This is a genomic window from Streptacidiphilus sp. EB103A (assembly GCF_041261405.1).
Classification (GTDB): Bacteria; Actinomycetota; Actinomycetes; order Streptomycetales; family Streptomycetaceae; genus Streptacidiphilus.
The window spans coordinates 26,168-45,623 of sequence record NZ_JBGCAQ010000032.1; the positions used below are offsets into that span (position 1 = coordinate 26,168).

At 70.7% G+C, this 19,456-nt stretch carries 16 protein-coding genes and 2 pseudogenes; 8 read left to right on the forward strand and 10 right to left on the reverse strand.

Annotation, left to right across the window (positions count from 1 at the left end):
- Positions 1-38: 38 nt before the first annotated feature.
- From ABH941_RS37770 to ABH941_RS37790, 5 genes are all read right to left on the reverse strand, one after another.
- Positions 39-908, reverse strand: coding sequence for a helix-turn-helix transcriptional regulator (locus tag ABH941_RS37770; protein ID WP_370135458.1), 870 nt, complete (start codon positions 906-908; stop codon positions 39-41).
- A gap of 94 nt (positions 909-1,002) precedes the next feature.
- The gene (locus ABH941_RS37775; protein WP_370135462.1) at positions 1,003-1,701 is read right to left on the reverse strand and encodes a type 1 glutamine amidotransferase domain-containing protein; all 699 of its coding nucleotides are present in this window, start codon (positions 1,699-1,701) and stop codon (positions 1,003-1,005) included.
- 44 nt (positions 1,702-1,745) lie between these two features.
- On the reverse strand, positions 1,746-2,138 hold the full coding sequence (locus tag ABH941_RS37780) for a nuclear transport factor 2 family protein (RefSeq protein ID WP_370135465.1): 393 nt from the start codon (positions 2,136-2,138) through the stop codon (positions 1,746-1,748).
- Positions 2,139-2,175: 37 nt separating this feature from the next.
- Positions 2,176-2,775, reverse strand: coding sequence for a flavodoxin family protein (locus ABH941_RS37785; protein ID WP_370135468.1), 600 nt, complete (start codon positions 2,773-2,775; stop codon positions 2,176-2,178).
- A gap of 412 nt (positions 2,776-3,187) precedes the next feature.
- Positions 3,188-4,069: a helix-turn-helix domain-containing protein gene (locus tag ABH941_RS37790; protein ID WP_370135470.1), complete on the reverse strand. Its 882-nt coding sequence runs from the start codon at positions 4,067-4,069 to the stop codon at positions 3,188-3,190.
- Between the two features lie 322 nt (positions 4,070-4,391).
- Between ABH941_RS37790 and ABH941_RS37795 the strand changes: the two are divergent.
- The 3 genes and pseudogenes from ABH941_RS37795 to ABH941_RS37805 form a co-directional block, all read left to right on the forward strand.
- A pseudogene (locus tag ABH941_RS37795) lies at positions 4,392-4,567 on the forward strand (carboxymuconolactone decarboxylase family protein); the annotation flags it as partial.
- Between the two features lie 60 nt (positions 4,568-4,627).
- Positions 4,628-5,644: a zinc-dependent alcohol dehydrogenase family protein gene (locus ABH941_RS37800; protein WP_370135473.1), complete on the forward strand. Its 1,017-nt coding sequence runs from the start codon at positions 4,628-4,630 to the stop codon at positions 5,642-5,644.
- Positions 5,645-5,731: 87 nt separating this feature from the next.
- Positions 5,732-7,318, forward strand: a complete 1,587-nt coding sequence (locus ABH941_RS37805) for a Na+/H+ antiporter (protein ID WP_370135475.1) — start codon at positions 5,732-5,734, stop codon at positions 7,316-7,318.
- Between the two features lie 15 nt (positions 7,319-7,333).
- Here the strand turns inward: ABH941_RS37805 and ABH941_RS37810 are convergent, their stop codons facing one another.
- Together ABH941_RS37810 and ABH941_RS37815 are read right to left on the reverse strand one after the other, a co-directional pair.
- Positions 7,334-7,969, reverse strand: a complete 636-nt coding sequence (locus ABH941_RS37810; protein WP_370135627.1) for an amidohydrolase family protein — start codon at positions 7,967-7,969, stop codon at positions 7,334-7,336.
- Positions 7,970-8,036: 67 nt separating this feature from the next.
- Entirely contained in the window at positions 8,037-8,471 is a 435-nt protein-coding gene (locus ABH941_RS37815) for a VOC family protein (protein WP_370135477.1), read from the reverse strand.
- 210 nt (positions 8,472-8,681) lie between these two features.
- On the opposite strand from ABH941_RS37815, the pseudogene ABH941_RS37820 reads away from it, so the two are divergent.
- From ABH941_RS37820 to ABH941_RS37835, 4 genes and pseudogenes are all read left to right on the forward strand, one after another.
- Positions 8,682-9,676 (forward strand): annotated as a pseudogene (locus tag ABH941_RS37820) (zinc-binding alcohol dehydrogenase).
- Between the two features lie 51 nt (positions 9,677-9,727).
- Complete coding sequence (locus tag ABH941_RS37825) at positions 9,728-10,126, forward strand: 6-pyruvoyl tetrahydropterin synthase family protein (RefSeq protein ID WP_370135480.1); 399 nt, start codon at positions 9,728-9,730, stop codon at positions 10,124-10,126.
- Between the two features lie 122 nt (positions 10,127-10,248).
- Positions 10,249-13,263 (forward strand): trypsin-like peptidase domain-containing protein, encoded by a 3,015-nt coding sequence (locus ABH941_RS37830; protein ID WP_370135482.1) that lies wholly within the window; start codon positions 10,249-10,251, stop codon positions 13,261-13,263.
- 35 nt (positions 13,264-13,298) lie between these two features.
- Positions 13,299-13,607 (forward strand): trypco2 family protein, encoded by a 309-nt coding sequence (locus tag ABH941_RS37835; RefSeq protein WP_370135484.1) that lies wholly within the window; start codon positions 13,299-13,301, stop codon positions 13,605-13,607.
- Between the two features lie 29 nt (positions 13,608-13,636).
- On the opposite strand, the gene purU is transcribed toward ABH941_RS37835, so the two are convergent.
- On the reverse strand, positions 13,637-14,536 hold the full coding sequence (gene purU, locus ABH941_RS37840; protein ID WP_370135486.1) for a formyltetrahydrofolate deformylase: 900 nt from the start codon (positions 14,534-14,536) through the stop codon (positions 13,637-13,639).
- Entirely contained in the window at positions 14,533-15,432 is a 900-nt protein-coding gene (locus ABH941_RS37845) for a methylenetetrahydrofolate reductase (RefSeq protein ID WP_370135489.1), read from the reverse strand. Before ABH941_RS37845 ends, purU begins: the two co-directional genes overlap by 4 nt.
- A gap of 220 nt (positions 15,433-15,652) precedes the next feature.
- Between ABH941_RS37845 and ABH941_RS37850 the strand changes: the two genes are divergently transcribed.
- Positions 15,653-16,990, forward strand: a complete 1,338-nt coding sequence (locus ABH941_RS37850) for an aminomethyl transferase family protein (RefSeq protein WP_370135492.1) — start codon at positions 15,653-15,655, stop codon at positions 16,988-16,990.
- Between the two features lie 217 nt (positions 16,991-17,207).
- Here ABH941_RS37850 and ABH941_RS37855 read toward each other — a convergent pair whose 3' ends face one another.
- Entirely contained in the window at positions 17,208-19,412 is a 2,205-nt protein-coding gene (locus ABH941_RS37855; RefSeq protein WP_370135494.1) for an MMPL family transporter, read from the reverse strand.
- Positions 19,413-19,456 lie beyond the last annotated feature (44 nt).

Consider the following 19,456-nt stretch of genomic DNA (forward strand, 5'->3'; position numbering starts at 1 on the left):
CGCAGTAGGGGCAGACGATGTCCGACCAGAACTCGATTTCAGCTAGGGGAGCCGCTGACGGCGCGGGCTGGGTCGGCGGCCCAGGCGGCGAGCAGTCGGAGCGCGTCGTGGGTGGGGCTGCCGGGCTGGGCGGTCCAGACGATGATCTGGAGGTCGGGGTCGGCGGCCCAGGTGACGGCGTTCCAGTCGAGGTGGAGGTCGCCGACGACGGGGTGGCGCAGGTGCTTGGTTCCGGTGCCTCTGGTGGCGACGTGGTGGTCCGCCCACCACTGCCGGAACTGGGGCTCGTGAACGGAGAGTTCACCGACGAGCTCGGCCAGCTTGGCGTCTGTGGGATTGTTCGCGTTGTGCATGCGCATCTGGGCGATGGCCAGCCGGGTGATTCCTTCCCAGTCCGCATAGAGCCGGCGCATGGCGGGGTCGGCGAAGAGCATCCTTATGTAGTAGCGGTGCTTCTCGGGGATCTTGCCGAAGTCGGTGATCAGGGCGGCGCCCATCGCGTTCCAGGCGACGACCTCGGTGCGCGGGCCGATCACGAACGCGGGAGTGTGCGCCATGTCGTCGAGCATCCGTTGCAGCTGCGCCTGGACCCTGGGGCGCGGCGGACGCCGGTGGGGTCGGTACTCGTCCTTGGCCGCGAGTTCGTACAGGTAATCGCGCTGGTCGTCGTCCAGGCGCAGGACCTGGGCCAGGGATGCCAGCACGGCTGGCGACGCGGGCATGCGGCCCTGTTCGAGGCGGGAGTAGTAGTCGGTGCTGATGGCAGCCAGTACCGCGACCTCCTCACGGCGCAGGCCCGCGACACGGCGCGGGCCGCCGTCGGGCAGGCCGACGGCGGCCGGGGTGAGCTCGGCGCGGCGTGCTTTGAGGAAGTCCCCCAGCTCGTTGCGGTGGTCATCGCGCTTCATGGCAACAGCCTGGCACTCTGGGATCGGTGTGTCAGGGGGAGAGTTTTGTCCCTGGACCGGTGTTCGACCGGCGTGAGCGGGGGCGGTTCAGGGGTCAGCTGAGCGCCTTGACGACTTCCTGGGCCAGCAGGACGGCCGAGTAGGGGTTCTGGCCGGTGAACAGGGTGCGGTCCACCTCGACGTGGGCGGTGAACGGCTCGCTTTCGCGGTAGTCGGCCCCCAGGTCGGCGACCAGGCGGTCCTGGAGCAGCCACTTGGCGCGGTCGGCGAGGCCGTTCTGCCGCTCCTCGGCGTTGGACAGGCCGGTGAGGCGGTAGCCGTGGAACGGGGAGTCGCCGTCGGCGTCGACGGTGGCCAGCAGCGCGGCCGGGCCGTGGCAGACCAGGGAGACGGGCTTGCCGGAGGCGAGCCAGTCGGTGAGGAGCTTGCCGGAGGCGGCGTTGTCGGGCAGGTCCTCCATCGGGCCCCAGCCGCCGGGGACGAACACGGCCGCGTAGTCGTCGATGCGGACGTCTTCGATGCGCATGGGGTGCTGCAGCTCGGTGGCGTCGCGCAGCGCCTGCTTCATGGCCTCGGCGCCCTCCTCGCCCCCGTTGAAGTCCGGGGTGAGGCTGAGCGCGTCGGCGGTCGGCGGGACACCGCCCGGGGTGGCGCAGGCGATTTTGTAGCCGGCCTCCTTGAAGACCGCGTACGGGCCCAGCGCCTCCTCGGCCCAGAACCCGGCCGGCTGCTGGAAGCCGTCGGCGAGGGTCCAGTGGGTGGCGGCGGTGACCAGGAAAAGGATCTTTGCCATGGGTGCTCCCTGAAGATCGGATCGGTGGAGTGGGTGGGGTGAGGTCAGCCCTTGAGGGCTTCCTGCAGGACGTGGCTGTCGGCGGCCTGGGTCAGGTGGGCGAGCTTGCCGTCGCGGACGGTCCACAGGTGGATGAAGCGGACGTCGGCCGTGTTCCCGGTCTTCGTCTCGGCGTGGTAGTGGCCGAGCACGAAGACGTGGACCTCGTCGTCGCCGAAGAACTGCTCCGCCTTGGCGCCGAAGGTCTCGTAGTTGGCCATGATCGGGCCGAAGAAGTCGCGGGCGACGCTGTCCCAGCCGTGGTAGACGCCGCTGTTGGGGAAGCCGGGGGTGATGTCCCAGACCAGGTCCGGGGCCATGATCTCGGCGGTGACCTCGGGGGCCATGCCGGAGTCGTAGAGGCGGCGGACCATGGTGATGTTGGCGTTGTCGGACATGATCGTGCTCCTTGGACGGTGTGACGGGGTGGGTGGCTCAGGCGGCGAGGGCGGCGCGGCCCGTGGCGAAGATCCGGGCCTCGCGGGCGACGCGGGCGCCCAGGTGTTCGGCGGTGGCGATGTCGGACTTGTGCACCGCCTCGGGGCCGGCGTCGACGGGGCTGTGGGCGGCGGCGCCGGCGAAGAAACCGAGCCGGTTCAGGTCCGCCTCGCTGCCGGTGGTCGACGCCTGGCCCGGCTGCAGGCCCAGGCTGACCCAGTGCATGGCGTGCTGAGCGGCCATGGTCTGGAAGTAGCCCAGAGTGGAGGACTTGTCGCCCGCCTTGGCGCCGGAGTTGGTGAAGCCGGCCGCGAGCTTGTCCGCCCAGGTCTGGGTGTACCAGCGTTTGCTGCTCGCCTCGGCGAAAGCGTGGAAGGCGGCGGAGGCGGTGCCCATGTAGGTGGGCGAGCCGAAGACGATCGCGTCGGCGGCGTCCAACTGGGCCCACTGCTCCTCGCCGATGGCGTCCACCGCGACGGACACGACGTCGGCGCCCTCGGAGGCGGCGCCTCGGGCGACCGCCTCGGCGAGGACGGCGGTGTGTCCGTAGCCGGAGTGGAACGCTATGGCGACGCTGGGCCGGACCGGGGAATACATGGCGGTGGCGCTCCTCAGAAAGAGAGGTAATCGGGGGACGTCCACCACACTGCATCGGCCGGCCCAGTTAAAACAGGGACAGATTCCTCCCCGGATGATTCCCTCCCCGCTTTTCGGCGCTCGGCAGGTCTCTCATCACTTGAATGCGTCAAAGAAGACTGCGTGGCAAGAACGCTTTCGTTGCCCGCGCCGGTCGATGCCGGCCGACGGGGGGATGAAATCATCCCTGGATGGCGGCGCGTGGGCGTGAAACCTTTCCATCAAAGGGCCCCGGCGGCAGGCCGGGGCCGAGAGAAAAGGGGAAGACGCGGCATGGTTACCGCGCGGCCCGCGGCGCGCCCGGTTCACCGGACCGTGCGCGGCGGGGCCGGGTTGTCCCCGCGGGGCGGTCGGGCCGTGCGTGAGGGGGTGGTCAGGCCACGGTGCCGGTGGAGGCGGACGGGAGCCCGCGCGAGGTGGCGGACCAGGACGCGAGCAGGCGCAGCGCGTCGTCGGAAGGGCTGCCGGGTTCGGCGCTCCAGGTGATCAGGTGCTGTTCGGGGTCGGTGGTCGAGGTGAGGGTGGCCCAGTCGAGAGCGAGGGGACCCACCACCGGATGGTTGAGCTGCTTGGTGCGCACGCACAGGCGGGTGACGACGTGGCCGGCCCACCAGGTCCGGAACTGCTCGTCCTGCGTCGACAGCTCACCGACCAGGGCGTTCAGGCTCTGGTCGCCCGCAGTGCGCGCGGCTTCCGTCCGAAGCTGGGCCACCGCCGTGCGGGCGATGTTCTCCCAGTCCTGGTAGAGCGTGCGCATGGAGGGATCGGAGAACAGCAGCCGGATGTAGTTGCGGCGCTTGACGGGGATCCGGCCGAAGTCCGTGAGCAGGGCGGCGGCCTGGCTGTTCCAGGCGAGGATGTCGGTGCGGCGGCCCAGCACGAGCGCGGGGGTGGTGCCCAGGTCCCGCAGCAGGCGCAGCAGTTCGGGCTGGGCCTGCTGGCGGGGGCGCCGGCGGGGGCGCTGGAGGGCGTCGGTGCCGGCGAGGTGGAACAGGTGGGCGCGTTGGTTCTCGCTCAGCCGCAGGACGTTTGCGAGGGCGCCGAGGACCGGGGCGGAGGGGTTGATGCGGCCTTGTTCGAGGCGGGTGTAGTAGTCGGTGCTGACCGCGGCGAGCAGTGCCACTTCCTGGCGGCGAAGGCCGGGCACCCGCCGTGGCTGCGGGTCCACTGGCAGTCCGAGGTCACCGGGGTTCAGTTCGGCGCGTCGTGCCTTGAGGAATTCTCCCAGTTCGTTGAGGTTCGGGTTCCGGGGCATGGTTTCCACGATGGCACGGCGCGAAGTGTTTGTGAGGGGGAGAGTTTCCTCCGTGGGAACAGCACCCGCCGTGCGGTATGCAGGGGATCGGGGACAGCCATCGTGCCTGTTCGGCGAAGGGGGGAGGGAATCATCCCTGGATGAAGTTCTCCTCTTTTGGGTTGGATGGAATGCGTGGCACGGTTGTCGCAGCGTGACCGGATGAGGCGCACGGATCAGGTCCTCCGCCATTTGGCGCACATCCTCATCCCAATCCCGGCGGATCGGCCGGCCGCAGGCCACGATGCCCCCAGATCCTCGCCGCAAGGAGTAGTGACAGAGCATGCCCGAAGACAAGTCCACAGCACCGGCGCCGCTGCGGGATTTCGCGCCGAAGCTGGCGGAGCTGACCGACCAGGTGCTTTCGGTGACGTGTGGGAGCACCCGCAGTTCTCGCCCAGGGACCGCAGTCTGGTCACCGTCGGCGTCCTGGCGGCGCTGTACCGAACCGAACCCCTGAACTTCCCGCGACCGCGCCCGTCGACCACCTGAACCAACGCACACCCGTAAGGAACCGTCATGCTCGGAACAGTGCTGCACGCCACCAGGGACATCAGGATCGAGAACCGCCCCGATCCGCAGATCGTCCACCCGACCGACGCCGTGATCCGCACCGTCGCCACCTGCGTGTGCGGCTCGGACCTGTGGCCCTACCGCGGCATCAACCCGGTCACCTCCCCGCAGCCGATCGGCCACGAGTACGTCGGCGTGGTCGAGGAGGTCGGCAGTGAGGTCACCACCGTCAAGCCGGGCCAGTTCGTCATCGGATCCTTCATCGCCTCCGACAACACCTGTGCCAACTGCCGCAACGGCTACCAGACCTCCTGCCTGAACCGGGACTTCCCCAACGGCTGCCAGTCCCAGTACATCCGCGTCCCGCTCGCGGACGGCACCCTGGTCACCACCCCCGAGCCCCCTGCCGCCGAGCTGATCCCGAGCCTGCTGGCCCTGTCCGACGTCATGGGAACGGGCTGGTACGCCGCCAAGGCCGCGGAGGTCAGGCCCGGTTCCACCGTGGTCGTCGTCGGCGACGGCGCGGTCGGGCTGTGCGGTGTGATCGCCGCGAAGGAAATGGGCGCCGAGCGCATCGTCGCAATGAGCCGCCACGCCTCCCGTCAGAAGCTCGCCCTTCAGTTCGGCGCCACCGACATCGTCGAGGTACGCGGGGACGAGGGCGTGGCCCGCATCAAGGAGATGACCGGCGGGATCGGCGCCGACTCGGTGCTGGAGTGCGTCGGCACCAACGAGTCGATGCTGCAGGCGCTTCGCTCGACCCGCCCGGGCGGCAACGTCGGCTTCGTCGGCATGCCGCACGACGTGAACGTGCCGGCCGAGGAGCTGTTCTTCTCCCACGTCGCCCTGCGCGGCGGCCCCGCCCCCGTACGCGACTACCTGCCCGACCTGATCGAGCGGGTCCTCGACGGCCGCATCGAGCCCGGCAAGGTCTTCGACCTCACCCTGCCGCTCGACCAGGTCGCCGAGGCGTACAAGGCCATGGACGAGCGCCGCGCCATCAAGGCGCTGCTCAAGCCCTGACCTTCCCCGTCTCCCGGCGGGGTGGACAGGCATCCCCCGAGCCGTCCGCCCCGCCGGGGCGCCCGCCCCTCACAGGAGACACACGCCATGCTCGGTCTCGAACTCGTCGTGCTTCTCGGCGTGGCCGTCCTACTGGGCCAGGTCGTCGCCCAGCGTCTGCGCGTGGCTGCGCCTGTCGTGCTGCTCGCCGTCGGCGTGCTGCTGGGACTGGTCCCGGCCGTGCGCCGGATGGAGCTTCCCCCGGAAGTGGTCCTGCTGCTGTTCCTCCCGGTCCTTCTGTACTGGGAGAGCCTGACCACTTCCAGCCGGGACATCAGGACGAACCTGCGCGGCATCGTCCTGCTCAGCACCGTGCTGGTCATCCTCACCGCGTGCGCCGTAGCCGCCGTCGGGCACGCGCTCGGGCTGCCCTGGGGCCCGGCATGGGTGCTCGGGGCGGCGGTCGCGCCCACCGACGCGACAGCGGTGGGCGCCCTGGCCGGCACCCTGCCGCGCCGCCAGGTCACCGTGCTGCGCGCGGAAAGCCTGGTCAACGACGGCACAGCCCTGGTCATCTTCGGACTGGCGGTCGGACTCACCGTCGGCGAGGAACACCTCACCCTGCCGCACGTCGCAGCGCTGTTCCTGCTCGCCTACGGCGGCGGCGCCGCGGTCGGTTTGCTGGTCGCCTGGATCAACATGAACTTGCGCCGCCGCCTGGACAACCCGCTGCTGGGCAACCTCGTCATGATCCTGGCCCCGTTCACCGCGTACCTGCTCGCCGAGCTGATCCACGCCTCCGGTGTCGTCGCGGTCGTCGTCAGCGGCCTGATCATGGCCCAGGTCGCTCCCCGTCTGATCCGGGCCGACCACCGCCGCCAGGCACTGGCCCTGTGGCCGTTGGCCACCTTCGTCATCAACGGTGTGCTGTTCGTCCTGGTCGGTGTGGAACTTCAATACTCCGTACGGCATCTGAGCCACTCCGTGCTGGTCCGCGGCCTGGCCGCGACCGCCCTGGTCACCCTGGTGCTCATCGCGGTCCGGTTCGCGTTCCTGTTCGCCTCCGCCTACCTGATCCGCGCGGTAGACCGCCGCCCCCGGCAGCGGCTGCTCCGCATCAGCCACCGGGCCCGCGTCGTCAGCGCGTTCGCTGGCTTCCGCGGCGCTGTTTCGCTCGCCGTGGCGCTCTCGGTCCCCCACACCCTCAACTCGGGCCAACCCTTCCCCGACCGCGACCTCATCGTCTTCGTCACCTCCGGCGTGATCGTGGTGACCCTCGTCGTCCAGGGACTGCTCCTGCCTGCCGTGGTGCGCTGGGCTCGGCTGCCGCGCGACACCTCCGTCGAACAGGAGCAGCTCCTGGCCGAGATGACGGCCAACGAGGAGGCCCTCAAGGCCCTGCCGCAGCTGGCGGCCGATCTGGGCACCGACGCGAAGGTCACCGAATGGCTGCGCCAGGAGTACGAGGCCTACCTGGCGACGGTGCGAGCCAGAGGCGCGGGGACCGACGACGACCCCGTCCTGCTCCACAACCGCCACTACACCGACCTGCGCCTGGCCCTGATCGCCCACAAACGGTCAACCGTCGTCCGCCTGCGCGACGAACGACAGATCGACGACACTGTGCTGCGACGCCTCCAGGCAGCCCTGGACAACGAAGAAGTCCGCTTCACCGCCGGCGAGCAGACCGAGTGAACCCCGCCGCGGCGGTCAGGTGAGGACGCGGATGTCGTCGAGGGGACTGCCGTCGAGGACGAGGAGGTCGGCGTGGGCTCCGACGGCCAGGGTGCCGATCTGGCCTTCCATGCGCACCAGGCGGGCGGCCGTGGTGGTCGCGGCTCGCAGGATGCCGGCGGCCGGCTGGACCTGGGCGCGCAGGGTGAACTCGGGTCTGGCTCCTTGCAGGGTCCGGGCTGCGGTCCGGCCGGCTTCCAGGCGTGGGGCGGTTGCCAGGGGGACCTCGACCTGATGGACGACCAGCCCTGAGCCACCCATCGGGAGACCGGTTACCCGTTCGCGGGTGACGGCAGGAGAGGACTCAGGCTCACCGGCCTTCGTGCCGCCGCGCGTCGGTGGTGGGCTCGGCGTGATCGCGGCCGCGATGGACAGCCCGGCCACCAGGCCCAGCGGCACGAACGCAGCCGCGACGCCCAGGCCCACTGCGGCGATCAGCCAGGCCACTCGCTTCACCTGGTGCTCCAGTGGGCTCTCGTCGCGCTTGTCGCCCTGGCTGAGCGCGGCGACCCTTCCCAGCTCGGTGTTCATCCCGGTGGCGGTCACCACGGCCTCGGCCTGGCCGCCGGTGCAGACCGTCCCGCTGAAGACGACGTCACGGCTGTAGAGCAGCGGCCCGTCGGGGTCCGGGAGGTCGGCCGCTTCCTGCGGAGTCGGTTCGCGTGCGCGGGGGTACGCGTCAGTCGAGGCAGAACTCGTTGCCTTCGACGTCCTGCATCACGATGCAGGACTCGTCGAAGCCGTCGGCGCGCAGGACCCGGACGCAGGTCGCGCCGAGGGCGACGAGGCGGGCGCACTCGGCCTCCAGGGTGGCGAGGCGCTCCTCGCCCACGAGGCCGGTGCCGGCTCGCACATCGAGGTGCACCCTGTTCTTGACGACCTTGCCTTCGGGGACACGCTGGAAGAACAGCCGCGGGCCCTCACCGGACGGATCGACGCAGGCGAACGCCGAGCCCTGGCGTTCGGACGGGAGGGAGCGGTCGAATTCGTCCCAGTCGGCGAACCCCGGGGGCGGTGGCGGCACGACGTAGCCCAACACCTCGCACCAGAAACGGGCGACGCGCTCGGGGTCTGCACAGTCGAAGGTGACTTGGAACTTCTTGATCGACGCCATTGGTCCACCGTAGCGCGCGGGTGCCGATGGTGCGGCCGGGCTCGACCTTCGGATGGGTGAGGCTGACGGAGCCCGTGCCCAGGCCTGCGGCGATGCGGGGCGCTTGCGCGGGGCCAAGGGGTGCGGTGGGTGGTTGGGTCGTCTAGGATCACTCGGGCTCGCGTGGGCGGGGAGGGCAGTATCGGGTGCTGGGGGCGGAGGGTCAACACGGTGGGTGAAAGTCGCGCCTTCTGGGTCGTAACCCCTGGGCAGGGTGAGATCGTTGAACCCCGCCCGCCCGCCCGCCCGCCCGCCCGGTGCCGGCCCTGTCCGCGGGCGATGCTGTCGTCCGGACGTTGTACTCCGGTGTCAGCCGCGGCACGGAGTCGCTGGTGTTCCTCGGCCGGGTGCCGAGCAGTCAGTATGAGGCCATGCGGGCCCCGTTCCAGGAGGGGGACTTCCCCGGGCCGGTCAAGTACGGCTACCTGAACGTCGGTCAGGTGGAGCAGGGGCCGGCGGAGCTGGTCGGGCGGACCGTGTTCAGTCTGTTTCCCCATCAGGCCAGGTTCCGAATACCGGCCCATGATTTGACGCTCGTCCCGGACGGGGTACCGGCCGGCCGTGCGGTGCTGGCCGGCGCGGTGGAGACGGCGCTCAACGCGCTGTGGGACGCGCCACCGCGGATCGGCGACCGGATCGCGGTCGTGGGCGGCGGCATGGTGGGGTGCAGCGTCGCCGCGCTGCTGGCCCGTTTCCCGGGGGTGCGTGCGCAACTCGTCGACATCGACGAGGGGCGCGCGGAGACCGCCGCCGTCCTGGGAGTGCCGTTCGCGCCGCCCGCCGACGCAGACACCGGGTGCGACCTGGTCTTCCATGCCAGTGGGACCGAGCAGGGGCTGCGCCGCTCGCTGGAACTCCTGGCCCCCGAAGGCACCGTGGTCGACCTGAGCTGGTACGGGGACCAGCCGGTCACCTTGCCGCTCGGGGAGCACTTCCACTCCGGACGGCTGACGCTGCGCAGCAGCCAGGTGGGCGCCGTTCCGCCGGACCGGCGCGCCCGCTTCAGCACCTCCGCCCGGCTCGCCCTGGCACTCGAACTGCTGCGGGACCCCCGCTTCGACGCGCTGATCACCAGTGAGTCGGAGTTCGACGAACTTCCGCAGGTCATGGCCGAGATCGCCGACGGGCGGCGGCCGGGCCTGTGTCACCGCGTCCGCTATCGCTGAAGGCGGAGTCGAAGTCCGACATTCCCGTCGCCCCCATGGAAGGAACCGGTCATGTTCTCCGTCACCGTGCGCGACCACCTGATGGTCGCGCACAGCCTCCGCGGCGAGGTGTTCGGCCCGGCGCAGCGCCTGCACGGGGCGACCTACGTCGTCGATGCGACCTTCGAACGTCCGGAGCTGGACAGTGACGGCATCGTCGTCGACATCGCGCTGGCAGCTGCCGAGTTGAGCGAGCTGGTCGGCGCGCTGTCCTATCAGAACCTCGACGAGCGGCCCGAGTTCGAGGGTGTCAACACCACCACGGAGTACCTGGCCCGGGTGATCGCCGACGGATTGGCGGACCGCGTCAAGGAGGGCAGACTCGGGGACGGGGCAGCCGGGCTGACGGGCCTTCGGATTCAGTTGCGTGAGTCGCACATCGCCTGGGCGGGGTATCGCCGCGCGTTGTGACGTCGGTGGGATAGGGGTGCTGTTCCGGTCCTGCTCTCACGGTCAAGTCGCTATGATCGTGCGGAGTTGACCGAGTCCAGGCCAGAACCGGGCCAGGCCGAGCGGGGCGGGGGCGACGCGCGGTGCCGAGGCCTCTGGCCGCCCGGGCAGGGTTGGACGCCGTCGGAGCTGCGGGCGTCGACCCCGTGCGCATCGCCGAGGTCATCGTGGTGACGGCCGCCGGGCGGCAGCGCGGCTCCGGCTATCTGGTTGCCACCGGTACGGTGCTCACCGCCGCGCATGTGGTGGCCGAGGCACAGCAGGTGACGGTGCGGTGCGCGGCCGACCGCCCCGGCGAATGGTCCGCCCCGGCGTCCGTGGCCTGGCTCGACCGGGACAACGACCTTGCCGTGCTGAGTGTGCCCACAGCGCCGGCCGCGCCGACAGCGCCCGCCGCCATGTTCGGCAGGGTGTCGGACGAGAAGCACGAGGTGGTCGCGGCGCACGCCGGAGGCTTCCCGTTGTGGAAGCAGCGCACCAGGAGCGACGGCCGGCGGTTCCGTGAGCTCGTCGTCGCGGACGGTCGGATAGCGGTGCTGTCCAACCTTCGCGAGGGCATGCTGGAGCTGGTGGTGACGCCGTCCGGCGAGGACCCGGATCCGACGGTCTCCCCCTGGGCAGGCATGTCCGGCGCCGCCGTGTGGGTGGGTGACCGCATCGTGGGCGTGGTCGCGGAGCACCACCGCCATGAGGGGCTGGGCCGGCTCAGCGCGGTTCGGCTGGACGAGGCGCTGACGAAGATGGACGGCGGGACGCGGAGTCGGCTGCTGACGCTGCTCTGCCTCCCGCAGGAGCAGGAGACGAGGCTGCCGCTGGTGGGCGCCGATGCCACGTCCACCCGGCCGGAGCAGGCGGCCGAGCCGGAGCCGCGGGTGCGGGTGGTGGGCATACCGGTGGCGTACGGCATCGAGCTGTTCAAGAACCGGGCGAAGGAACGCAACGAGATCGCCGCGCGGCTGGCCGATCCGGCGGTGCGGCTGGTCATGGTCACCGGACGGCGCGGCGTCGGCAAGAGCGCGCTGGCAGCGAAGATGATGGACCAACTGGACCGGGGGGAGTGGCTGGGGCCGACACCCGGCCCGGTGCCGTTCGGCCTGGTCAACCTCTCTACCCGGACGACAGGCATTACCCTTCAGCGCGTCTACTTCGACTGCGCCGAACTGCTCGGCCCGGCAGAGGAGGAACGGCTGACGGAGCGATGGCTGGCCGGAGGCAGTGCACAGGAGCACCTGGCCGCTCTCAGCAGTGCCATCGACGATCGGCTGATCATCCTGCTGATGGACAACCTGGAGGACCTGCTCGACGACGACGGCACCGTGGTGGACCAGGAGTTCGCTGCCATCCTCGACTGGCTGCTCCGGGCTCACCGGGCCACCCCCAAGCTGCTGATCACCAGTCAGGTTCCGCTGCGGCTGCGGCCGGAGCAGCAGCGCTACACCGCCACCGTGTCGATCGCCGAGGGGCTGGGCCCCGAAGAAGCCGTCGAGCTGCTGCGCGAACTCGACCAGGGCGGCCGCCTCGGCATCGCCGGACTCTCCGACAGCGAGCTGCTGAACGCGGCGGTCCGGGTGCACGGCATCCCGCGGGCGCTGGAGCTGCTGGTCGGCGCGGTGGCCGACGACGACTCGCTGGTTCTGCCCACGCTGCGCGAGGTGGTGCAGAGTTTCATCCTCCGCGCGGATGTGGTGGAGGAACTCGCCGAGGACCGCTACAAGCGCCTGGACCTGCCGGCCCGCACGGTGCTGCAAGTCCTCGCGACATTGCGAACTGCCGCCCGCTACACCGCGCTTGAGGAGATCCTGGCCGGCCCGACCCCGGAGCTGCCGGTCGCCGCCGTCCTCCGTGCCCTGGCCCGGGTGCACCTGGTGACGGTGGACCGGGAGCACGGAGTTGTCTCGCTCCACCCCCTGGACGCCGAGATCGCCTACCGTGGGATGAGTGAAAGCGGGCCGCTGGGGAGGCAGGCCATGGAGCGGCGCATCGCCGACTGGTACGCCGGGCAGACCGGGACGGCGGGGGACTGGCGCCACCCGGACGACCTGACGCCGCATCGCAAGCAGTTCGAGCACCTGGTCCGGGCCGGCGACCACGATGACGCCGCACGCGTTCTGATCGGCATCAGCGAATGGCTGGTCTGGCACGGCTCGGTGCTCACCGCCGTCGCCATGCACCTTGAGGTCGACGGCCGGATCGTCGAGGAGCGGCTGCGCCTGGCCCACCTCACCGGCTACGCCCACGCCCGCCTCTCCGCCGGGCCGATCGAGCAGGCAGTCCAGCTGTTCGAGCAGGCGGTGACGCTGGCCCAGGCCCTCGATGAACGTACCGTGCTGCAGTACGCGCTGTTCGGCCTGGGCGACGCCCACCGTCAGGCCGGACGTCCGGCTGCCGCGATCGGCCCGATCGCCCGTGCCGCCGAACTGGCCCACGAGGCGGGAGACGCCACACGCGAGATGCATGCGCTGCTCTCGCTCAGCCTGACCCACAGCTATCTGCGCGACGGCGCCGCCGCATTGGCGGTCGCCGACCGACTTGCCCTGCTGGCCTCCGGTGCCGCGGATGGCGACGGTGGTCCGCTCGCCCGCGCCCGGGTCGGGAATGCGCGCACCATCGCCCTGCTGACCCTGCAGCGTTGGGACGAGACCGTGGACTCGGCCATCGCGACGGTCCGCGACTACCGGCAGGCCGACAGCAGGGAGGCCGTCGCCTACGCCCTGAACGCCCAGGGCATCGCCCTGCTGGCGCTGGGCGCACCGGAGCGCGCCGTGCCGGTGTTGGAGGAGGCGTGCCAGGAGGCCTCGCTGATGGAGAATCCGCGCACGGAGGGCGTCTGTCTGCTGAACCTGGCCTGGGCGTACTGGTGCGACGGCCGACCGCAGCAGTCCGCCGACCGCGCGGAGCGGGCCGTCGCCGCGTTCGGCGGCGCCGGCGCGGCGGAGGCGTCCGCAGCCGGTGCACTGGCGACGGCGGCCCGTGCGCTGACCGACTCGCCCGCGGACGTCGCAGCAGCGCTTCGCCGTGCCGCTGCGGCGCTGGACGGCAACGCCGAGATCATCGCCGCCGCCTGGCTGCTCGCAGCAGCCGACGGCCTCGACCACTGACCCGTCCCACTCCGTCCGTCCCCTGGAGGCATGGAATGATCGAACTCGCGGATCTGATCAGTCAGTTGCGCTCGGAACTGACCACGGCCATGGCGGCCGGGGCCGGCGAGGCACTGCAGTTCAGCCTGGGTCCGGTCGAGCTCGAAGTCTCCGTCGCCCTGCAGCGTGAGGCGGGCGCCGGCGGCAAGGTGCGCTTCTGGGTGGCGGAGGTCGGCGCGGACGCCAAGCACACCCGCAGTGACACCCAGCTGATCCGCCTCAAACTCGAGCCGCAGCTGGTCCGTGACGGTGTGTTGGTACGGCCGGTGCTGATCTCCGGCGCCGACCTCGACGGCGAGGACTGACCCGGCCGCCGCTACGCCCGGACCCTCTGTCACGCGAAGACGATGGTGTGGTTGCCCCGGCGGATGACGCGGTCTTCGCTGTGCCACTGGACGGCGCGGCTGAGGACCGCGCGTTCGACGTCGGCGCCGCGTCGGGTGAGGTCGGAGGCGGTGTGGGCGTGGGTGACGCGGACGACGTCCTGCTCGATGATCGGGCCCTCGTCCAGGTCCTCGGTGACGTAGTGGGCGGTGGCGCCGACGAGTTTGACGCCGCGTTCCTTGGCCTTGGCGTAGGGGCCGGCGCCGATGAAGGCGGGCAGGAAGGAGTGGTGGATGTTGATGACGGGCACGGCGAGGTCGCGGATGAAGTCGCCGGAGAGGATCTGCATGTAGCGGGCCAGGACGACGAAGTCGACGTTGCCCTTGAGCAGGCGCAGGTTCTGTGCTTCGGCGGTGGATTTGTCGGGACCGGAGCAGGGGGTGTGGAAGAAGGGGATGCCGAAGCCGCGGACCTCTTCGGCGGTGTCTGGGTGGTTGGAGATGACCATGCTGATGGTCAGCGGCAGTTCGCCGCGGCGGTGGCGCCAGAGCAGGTCGAGCAGGCAGTGGTCGGACTTGGAGGCGAGGATCGCCACGCGTTTGGGCACGGACATGTCGCGCAGGGTGTAGTCCAGGTCGAACTCCGCGAGCCGGGTGGCGAGTTCGGCATCGATGGCGGGCAGCACGGCCTGGAGGTCGTCGCGGCTGAAGACGGTGCGCTGGAAGAACGCGCCGCCTTGCGGATTGTCGGAGTACTGGTCCAGGGAGACGATGTTGGCGCCGTGCGCGGCCAGCACCGACGCCACCGCGGCGACGATGCCGTTGCCGTCCCGGCCCTGGACGATCAGCGAGGCATGACTGCTCGGAGCGGAGCGGGCGGTGCTGCGCGACTCGGCCTGAATGACAGTCATATGGCGTTCTCCTTGTGCTCTTTGTGATCTCTGTGCGCTTCGGTGAATGCGGCGACCCATTCGGAGGTGGCCCTGAGCCCGCCGAAGGGGTAGAAGTGCATCTCGACCCGGCCGTGACGGCGCGGGTCGAGACCGTCGGCGAGGGCGCGGACGAAGCGGTCGGGGCCGGCCGTGCCCATCAGGTTGGTCAGTGAGAGGCCGTACTTCCTGGCGATGCCGGTGCTGGTGCCGACCCCGAACCGGGCGGCGTAGGACAGCAGCCGCCGTACCCCGGCGGGTCCCGGTACGCCCACCCGCACCGGCAGGTCGACGCCGCGCTCACGGGCGGCCTCGATCCAGGCCAGGACCGGCTGGGCGTCGAAGCCGAACTGGGTGATGATTCCGCCGCTCAGGCCGTGTTCGGCCAGCAGCGCGTGCTTGGCCTCCAGCGCCGCCCACAACTGCGGTTCGCTGATGGCCGGGTGTCCCTCGGGGTAGCCGCTGATGCCCACCTGGCGTACGCCGTGTTCCTGGAGCAGGCCGGACTCGATCAGGGCGAGGGAGTCCCGGTAGGGGCCCGCGGGGGTGTCCGGGTCACCGCCGACGACGAAGACGCTCTCACCGGTGCCGTCCTCCTGCAGCCGGGCCAGGAACTCGGCGAACGCCGCGCGGGAGGGGAGCCGGCGGGCCGAGATGTGCGGCACCGGAACCAGGCCGTGGCGCTTGACCGCCCGCGCGGCGGCCAGCCGCAGCTCCAGGTTCTCGTTGCCGAGGAAGGTGACGTTGACCCGGGTGCCCGCGGGGATGGCGTGCCGCGCCTCCTCCAGGTTCGCGACGTCCTTGCCGGTCATCTCCAGGGAGAAGTGCGCCAGCAGCGGGACGGGCCCTGCCGTGGCCACTGTGGGCGGCGATTCCATCGGGCTCCTTCGGTCAAATCATCGCTAGATCGATTTAGCTAAATCGATCTAGCGGGGACGGTAGCAGACGGCGAGCGGCACAGGCGAGGGTTGGACGCCCGCGTTCCGGACGGTTGAAAGAAGTCCGTGCAGGACTCTCCCCAGCGGCCGACGCCTGCTGTTAACGTCCCGCTAGATCGATTAAGTATCGCTCGCCACGTCAGCGTTGACAGGAGCCGTAATGTCCATGCCCAGCCTCCAGGACGGAATCGACCAGGCCGGGTCGCCTGTGGACCTGTTGTGGAAGCCCAACGCGGCCCCGTGGACCCCGGAGGTCGTGGGGCGCGAGTACTCCGGCTGGCGCCGGGAGCAGGCCGCCTGGCACGACGGAGTGGCGATCCTCAACCTCTCCCACCACATGTTCGACCTGTTCATCGAGGGCCCCGACGCGACCCGGCTGCTCGCCGACCACGGTGCCAACAACTTCGAGAACTTCGCCATCGGCCAGGCCAAGCAGTACGTCCCGGCGACCGCGGACGGCAACATCGTCACCGACGGCATCCTCGCCCGCGAAGCGGTGGACCGGTACACCCTCAGCGGCATTCCCGCCGCCCAGCACTGGGTCCAGTACCACGCCGAGAAGGGCGGCTACGACGTCTCCTTCGTCACCGACCCGTCCAGCGCGTTCCGCAACGGCGGAGGGGACCCCGTCCTGTTCCGCTACCAGGTCCAGGGCCCGCTGGCCCTGGACCTGGTAGCGCGCGCGTTCGGCGGACCGCTGCCGGAGACCAAGTTCTTCCACTCCGCCCCCGTCACCCTGGAGGGCCGGGACTTCCACGCGCTGCGGCACGGCATGGCCGGCCAGGCCGGCTACGAGTTCATCGGACCCTGGGAGCACGCGGAGGCGGTCCACGAAGCCCTGCTCAAGGCCGGTGAGCCGCTGGGTGTCGTCCGGGTCGGCGCGCTGGCCTACACCACGCCCAGCGTCGAGAGCGGCTGGATCCCCTCCCCGGTCCCCGGCATCTACACCGATCCAGCTCTGCTGGAGTACCGCAAGCAGCTGCCCCTGTTCGGCATCGAGGGCAAGCGGCCGCTCAATGGCAGCCTCTACTCGCCGGACATCGAGGACTACTACGTCACCCCGTACGAACTGGGCTACGGGAAGATGGTCTCCTTCAGCCACGACTTCCTGGGCCGCGACGCCCTGCTGGCCCTCAGGGACAGCCCCCGGCGCACCAAGGTCACCCTGGTCTTCGACGGCCAGGACGTGCGCCGTGTCCTGGGTGAGGACCCCGGCTTCGTCCTGAGCTACGCCCGCAACCGGGTCGAGAGCGCGAAGGGCCTGGTCGGGGTCACCATGCAGACCGCGAGCATCGACCCGGCGGGGGCGATCCTGGCCCTGGCCCTGGTCGACGGCGAGCACGCGGCACCGGGCACGGAGATCTCCGTGGTGTGGGGCGAGCACCCGGGCGCCGGTACCGACCCCGAGGCCGACCTCGGGTTCCCGCGCATCCGCGCCATCGTCCAGCCGGCACCGTACAACCAGCACGCCCGTACCGCGTACCGCAGCAACACCTGACCCTGTTGCCCTCGCGGCCACCGGCCCGACGCCGCAGCGCCGGGCCGGTCCCTGTCGGTTCGTCGGAGGGGAGCGCCCATGCGACGTCCGCCCGAATTCCCGGACATGGCCCGTTTCGGCACTGTGCTCGCCACCGGCCTGGCCGAGGTCACCGACGATCCCGCAGCCTTGGACTCCCGCGGCTTCCATGGCCTTGAGCGACTGTGTCGACACGGGGTCAATCGTGGGAGAAGCGGATGTTCGGCAGGAGCCTGCGCAACCAGGACGGCGTCCACCAGGCGGCGGAGCCGGTCAGCCGCAGCAGCACGGGCAGCAGCACCAGGCGTACCAGGGCGGCATCCAGCAGGACGGCGAGTCCTAGGACGATACCCATCTCCTTGGGCGGCAGTGGGCCGGACAGGGCGAAAGTGAAGAAGACCGCGACCATGACCGCGGCGGCGGCGAAGATCACACGTCCGGAGTGGGCCAGGGCGCCGACCATGGCCTGACGGGGGTTCCCGGTCTGTTCATAGTGCTCCTTGGCGGAGGAGAGCAGGAAGACGGTGTAGTCCATGGCGATGGCGAAGATCATGGCGAAGAAGAAGACCGGTGCCCAGCCGTCGAGGAACCCCTGCGAGGTGAAGCCCAGCAGCCCGGCTCCGTGACCGTCCTGGAAGATCAGGCGGGCCGCGCCGAAGGCTGCGGCGGTGGCCAGCAGATTGGTGACGGTACCGATCAGGGCGATCAGGGGTGCCTGCAGGGCGAGGACGAGGAGGAGGAAGCCGAGGGCCAGGATGGTGCCGATGACCAGCGGGGTCTTGGCGTCCAGGGCGGCCTGCAGGTCGAGGTTCTCCACGGCCGCGCCGCCGACCAGGGCCTGGACGGGCAGCTGTTGGCGCAGGTCGGCGACGGTGGCCTTGAGCGCCGGGTCGGAGGGGTCGGTGGTGGGGACGGCCTCGATGAGGGTGTAGCCGGAGCCGTCGGCGGCCTGCTGCGCGGGCATGACGGCGGAGACGCCGGGGGCGGCCTTCAGCACGGTCTCGGTAACGGTGGCCTGGCTGGTGGGGGTGATGATCTGCAGGGTGCCTGGGGCGCCGGGGCCGAAGGCTTTCTGGACGGTGGCGTAGCCGGCGCGGGCAGAGGAGTCGGCGGGGACCACGGTGATCGAGGGCATCGCGGTGCGCAGCCCGATGATCGGTGCGGCCAGTGCGAGCAGGACGAGTAGGGCGGGGAGGCCGTAGCGCAGCGGGTGGTCCCACAGGCGCTGTCCCCAGGCGGTGAAGCGCGGTGAGCCGCCGGTGTCGCCGGTGCCGTCGGTGGCGGCGGTGGCGGCGGTGTTCCTGCGGGTCCAGGGCAGGGCGGCGCTGTTGATCCTGGCGCCGAGCTTGCCGAGGACCGCCGGCAGCAGCGTCAGGGTGGCGGCGAGGACGAAGGCGACGGCGAGCATGATGCCCAGCGCCATGGAGCGGAACGCCGGCGAGGGGACGAGCATGACGGCGGACAGGCTGACCAGAACGGTGATGCCGGACAGTGCCACCGCCTTGCCTGCGGTGTCCATGGTTTCGCCGACCGCGCGGCGCGCGTCGCCGCTGCGGGTCAGGGCGGCCCGGTAGCGGACCACCAGGAACAGGGCGTAGTCGATGCCCAGGGCCAGGGCGAACATCATGGCGAAGTTCATCGCCCAGATGGAGGTGGGGGTCAGGTGGTTGAGCAGGACCAGGGCTCCGGCGGAGGCGCCGAGCCCGGCCACGGTCAGCAGCAGCGGGAGCCCGGCGGCCACCAGTGAGCCGAAGGCCAGGACCAGGATGCCCAGGGTGACGGGCCAGGACAGCATCTCGGAGGTCAACATGGCGTTGTGGTTGGCGGTGTTGAAGTCGCTCCACAGTATGGAGGCGCCGGTCGCGCTGACCTGGATGCCGTGGCCGGACAGGGCGGCCAGGGGCGCCTTGAGGGCGTCGGCGGCGCGGACCATGTCGTCGGTGCCGGCGCCCGCTCCGGCGAGCAGGATCGCGGTGCGCCCGTCGGTGCTGATGGTGACGCCCGGCTGCGGGGCGATGACCTGGGCGATCCGCGGGTCGGCCTGCAGGAGGCCGGTGGCGCGGTGGATGACCTGCTGGACGGCGGGGTCCGTGATGGGCTGGTCGGCGGTGACGACGACCTGCAGGGCGGAGGAGGCGTTGCCGCCGAAGTGGGCCTGGGCCAGGTCGCGCACCTGGACCGACTGGGATCCGTTGGCCTGCCATCCGGCCCCGGCCAGCTGCGAGGTGACCTGAGGCGCGAACATCCCCAGCCCCGCGACCAGGGCCAGCCACACCACCGCGACCAGGCGCAGATGCCTGGCCGCCCACGTCCCCAGGCGGCCCAGCCGCCCCAGGCGGGGAGCGGTGGGACCGTCGGGCGGGGGTGCGCCGGTGTGGTGCGTGGCCGTGTCGGCGGTGGTCATGCAGCCTCCTCGAAAATACCCCTGGGGGTAACTGTGGGATCGAG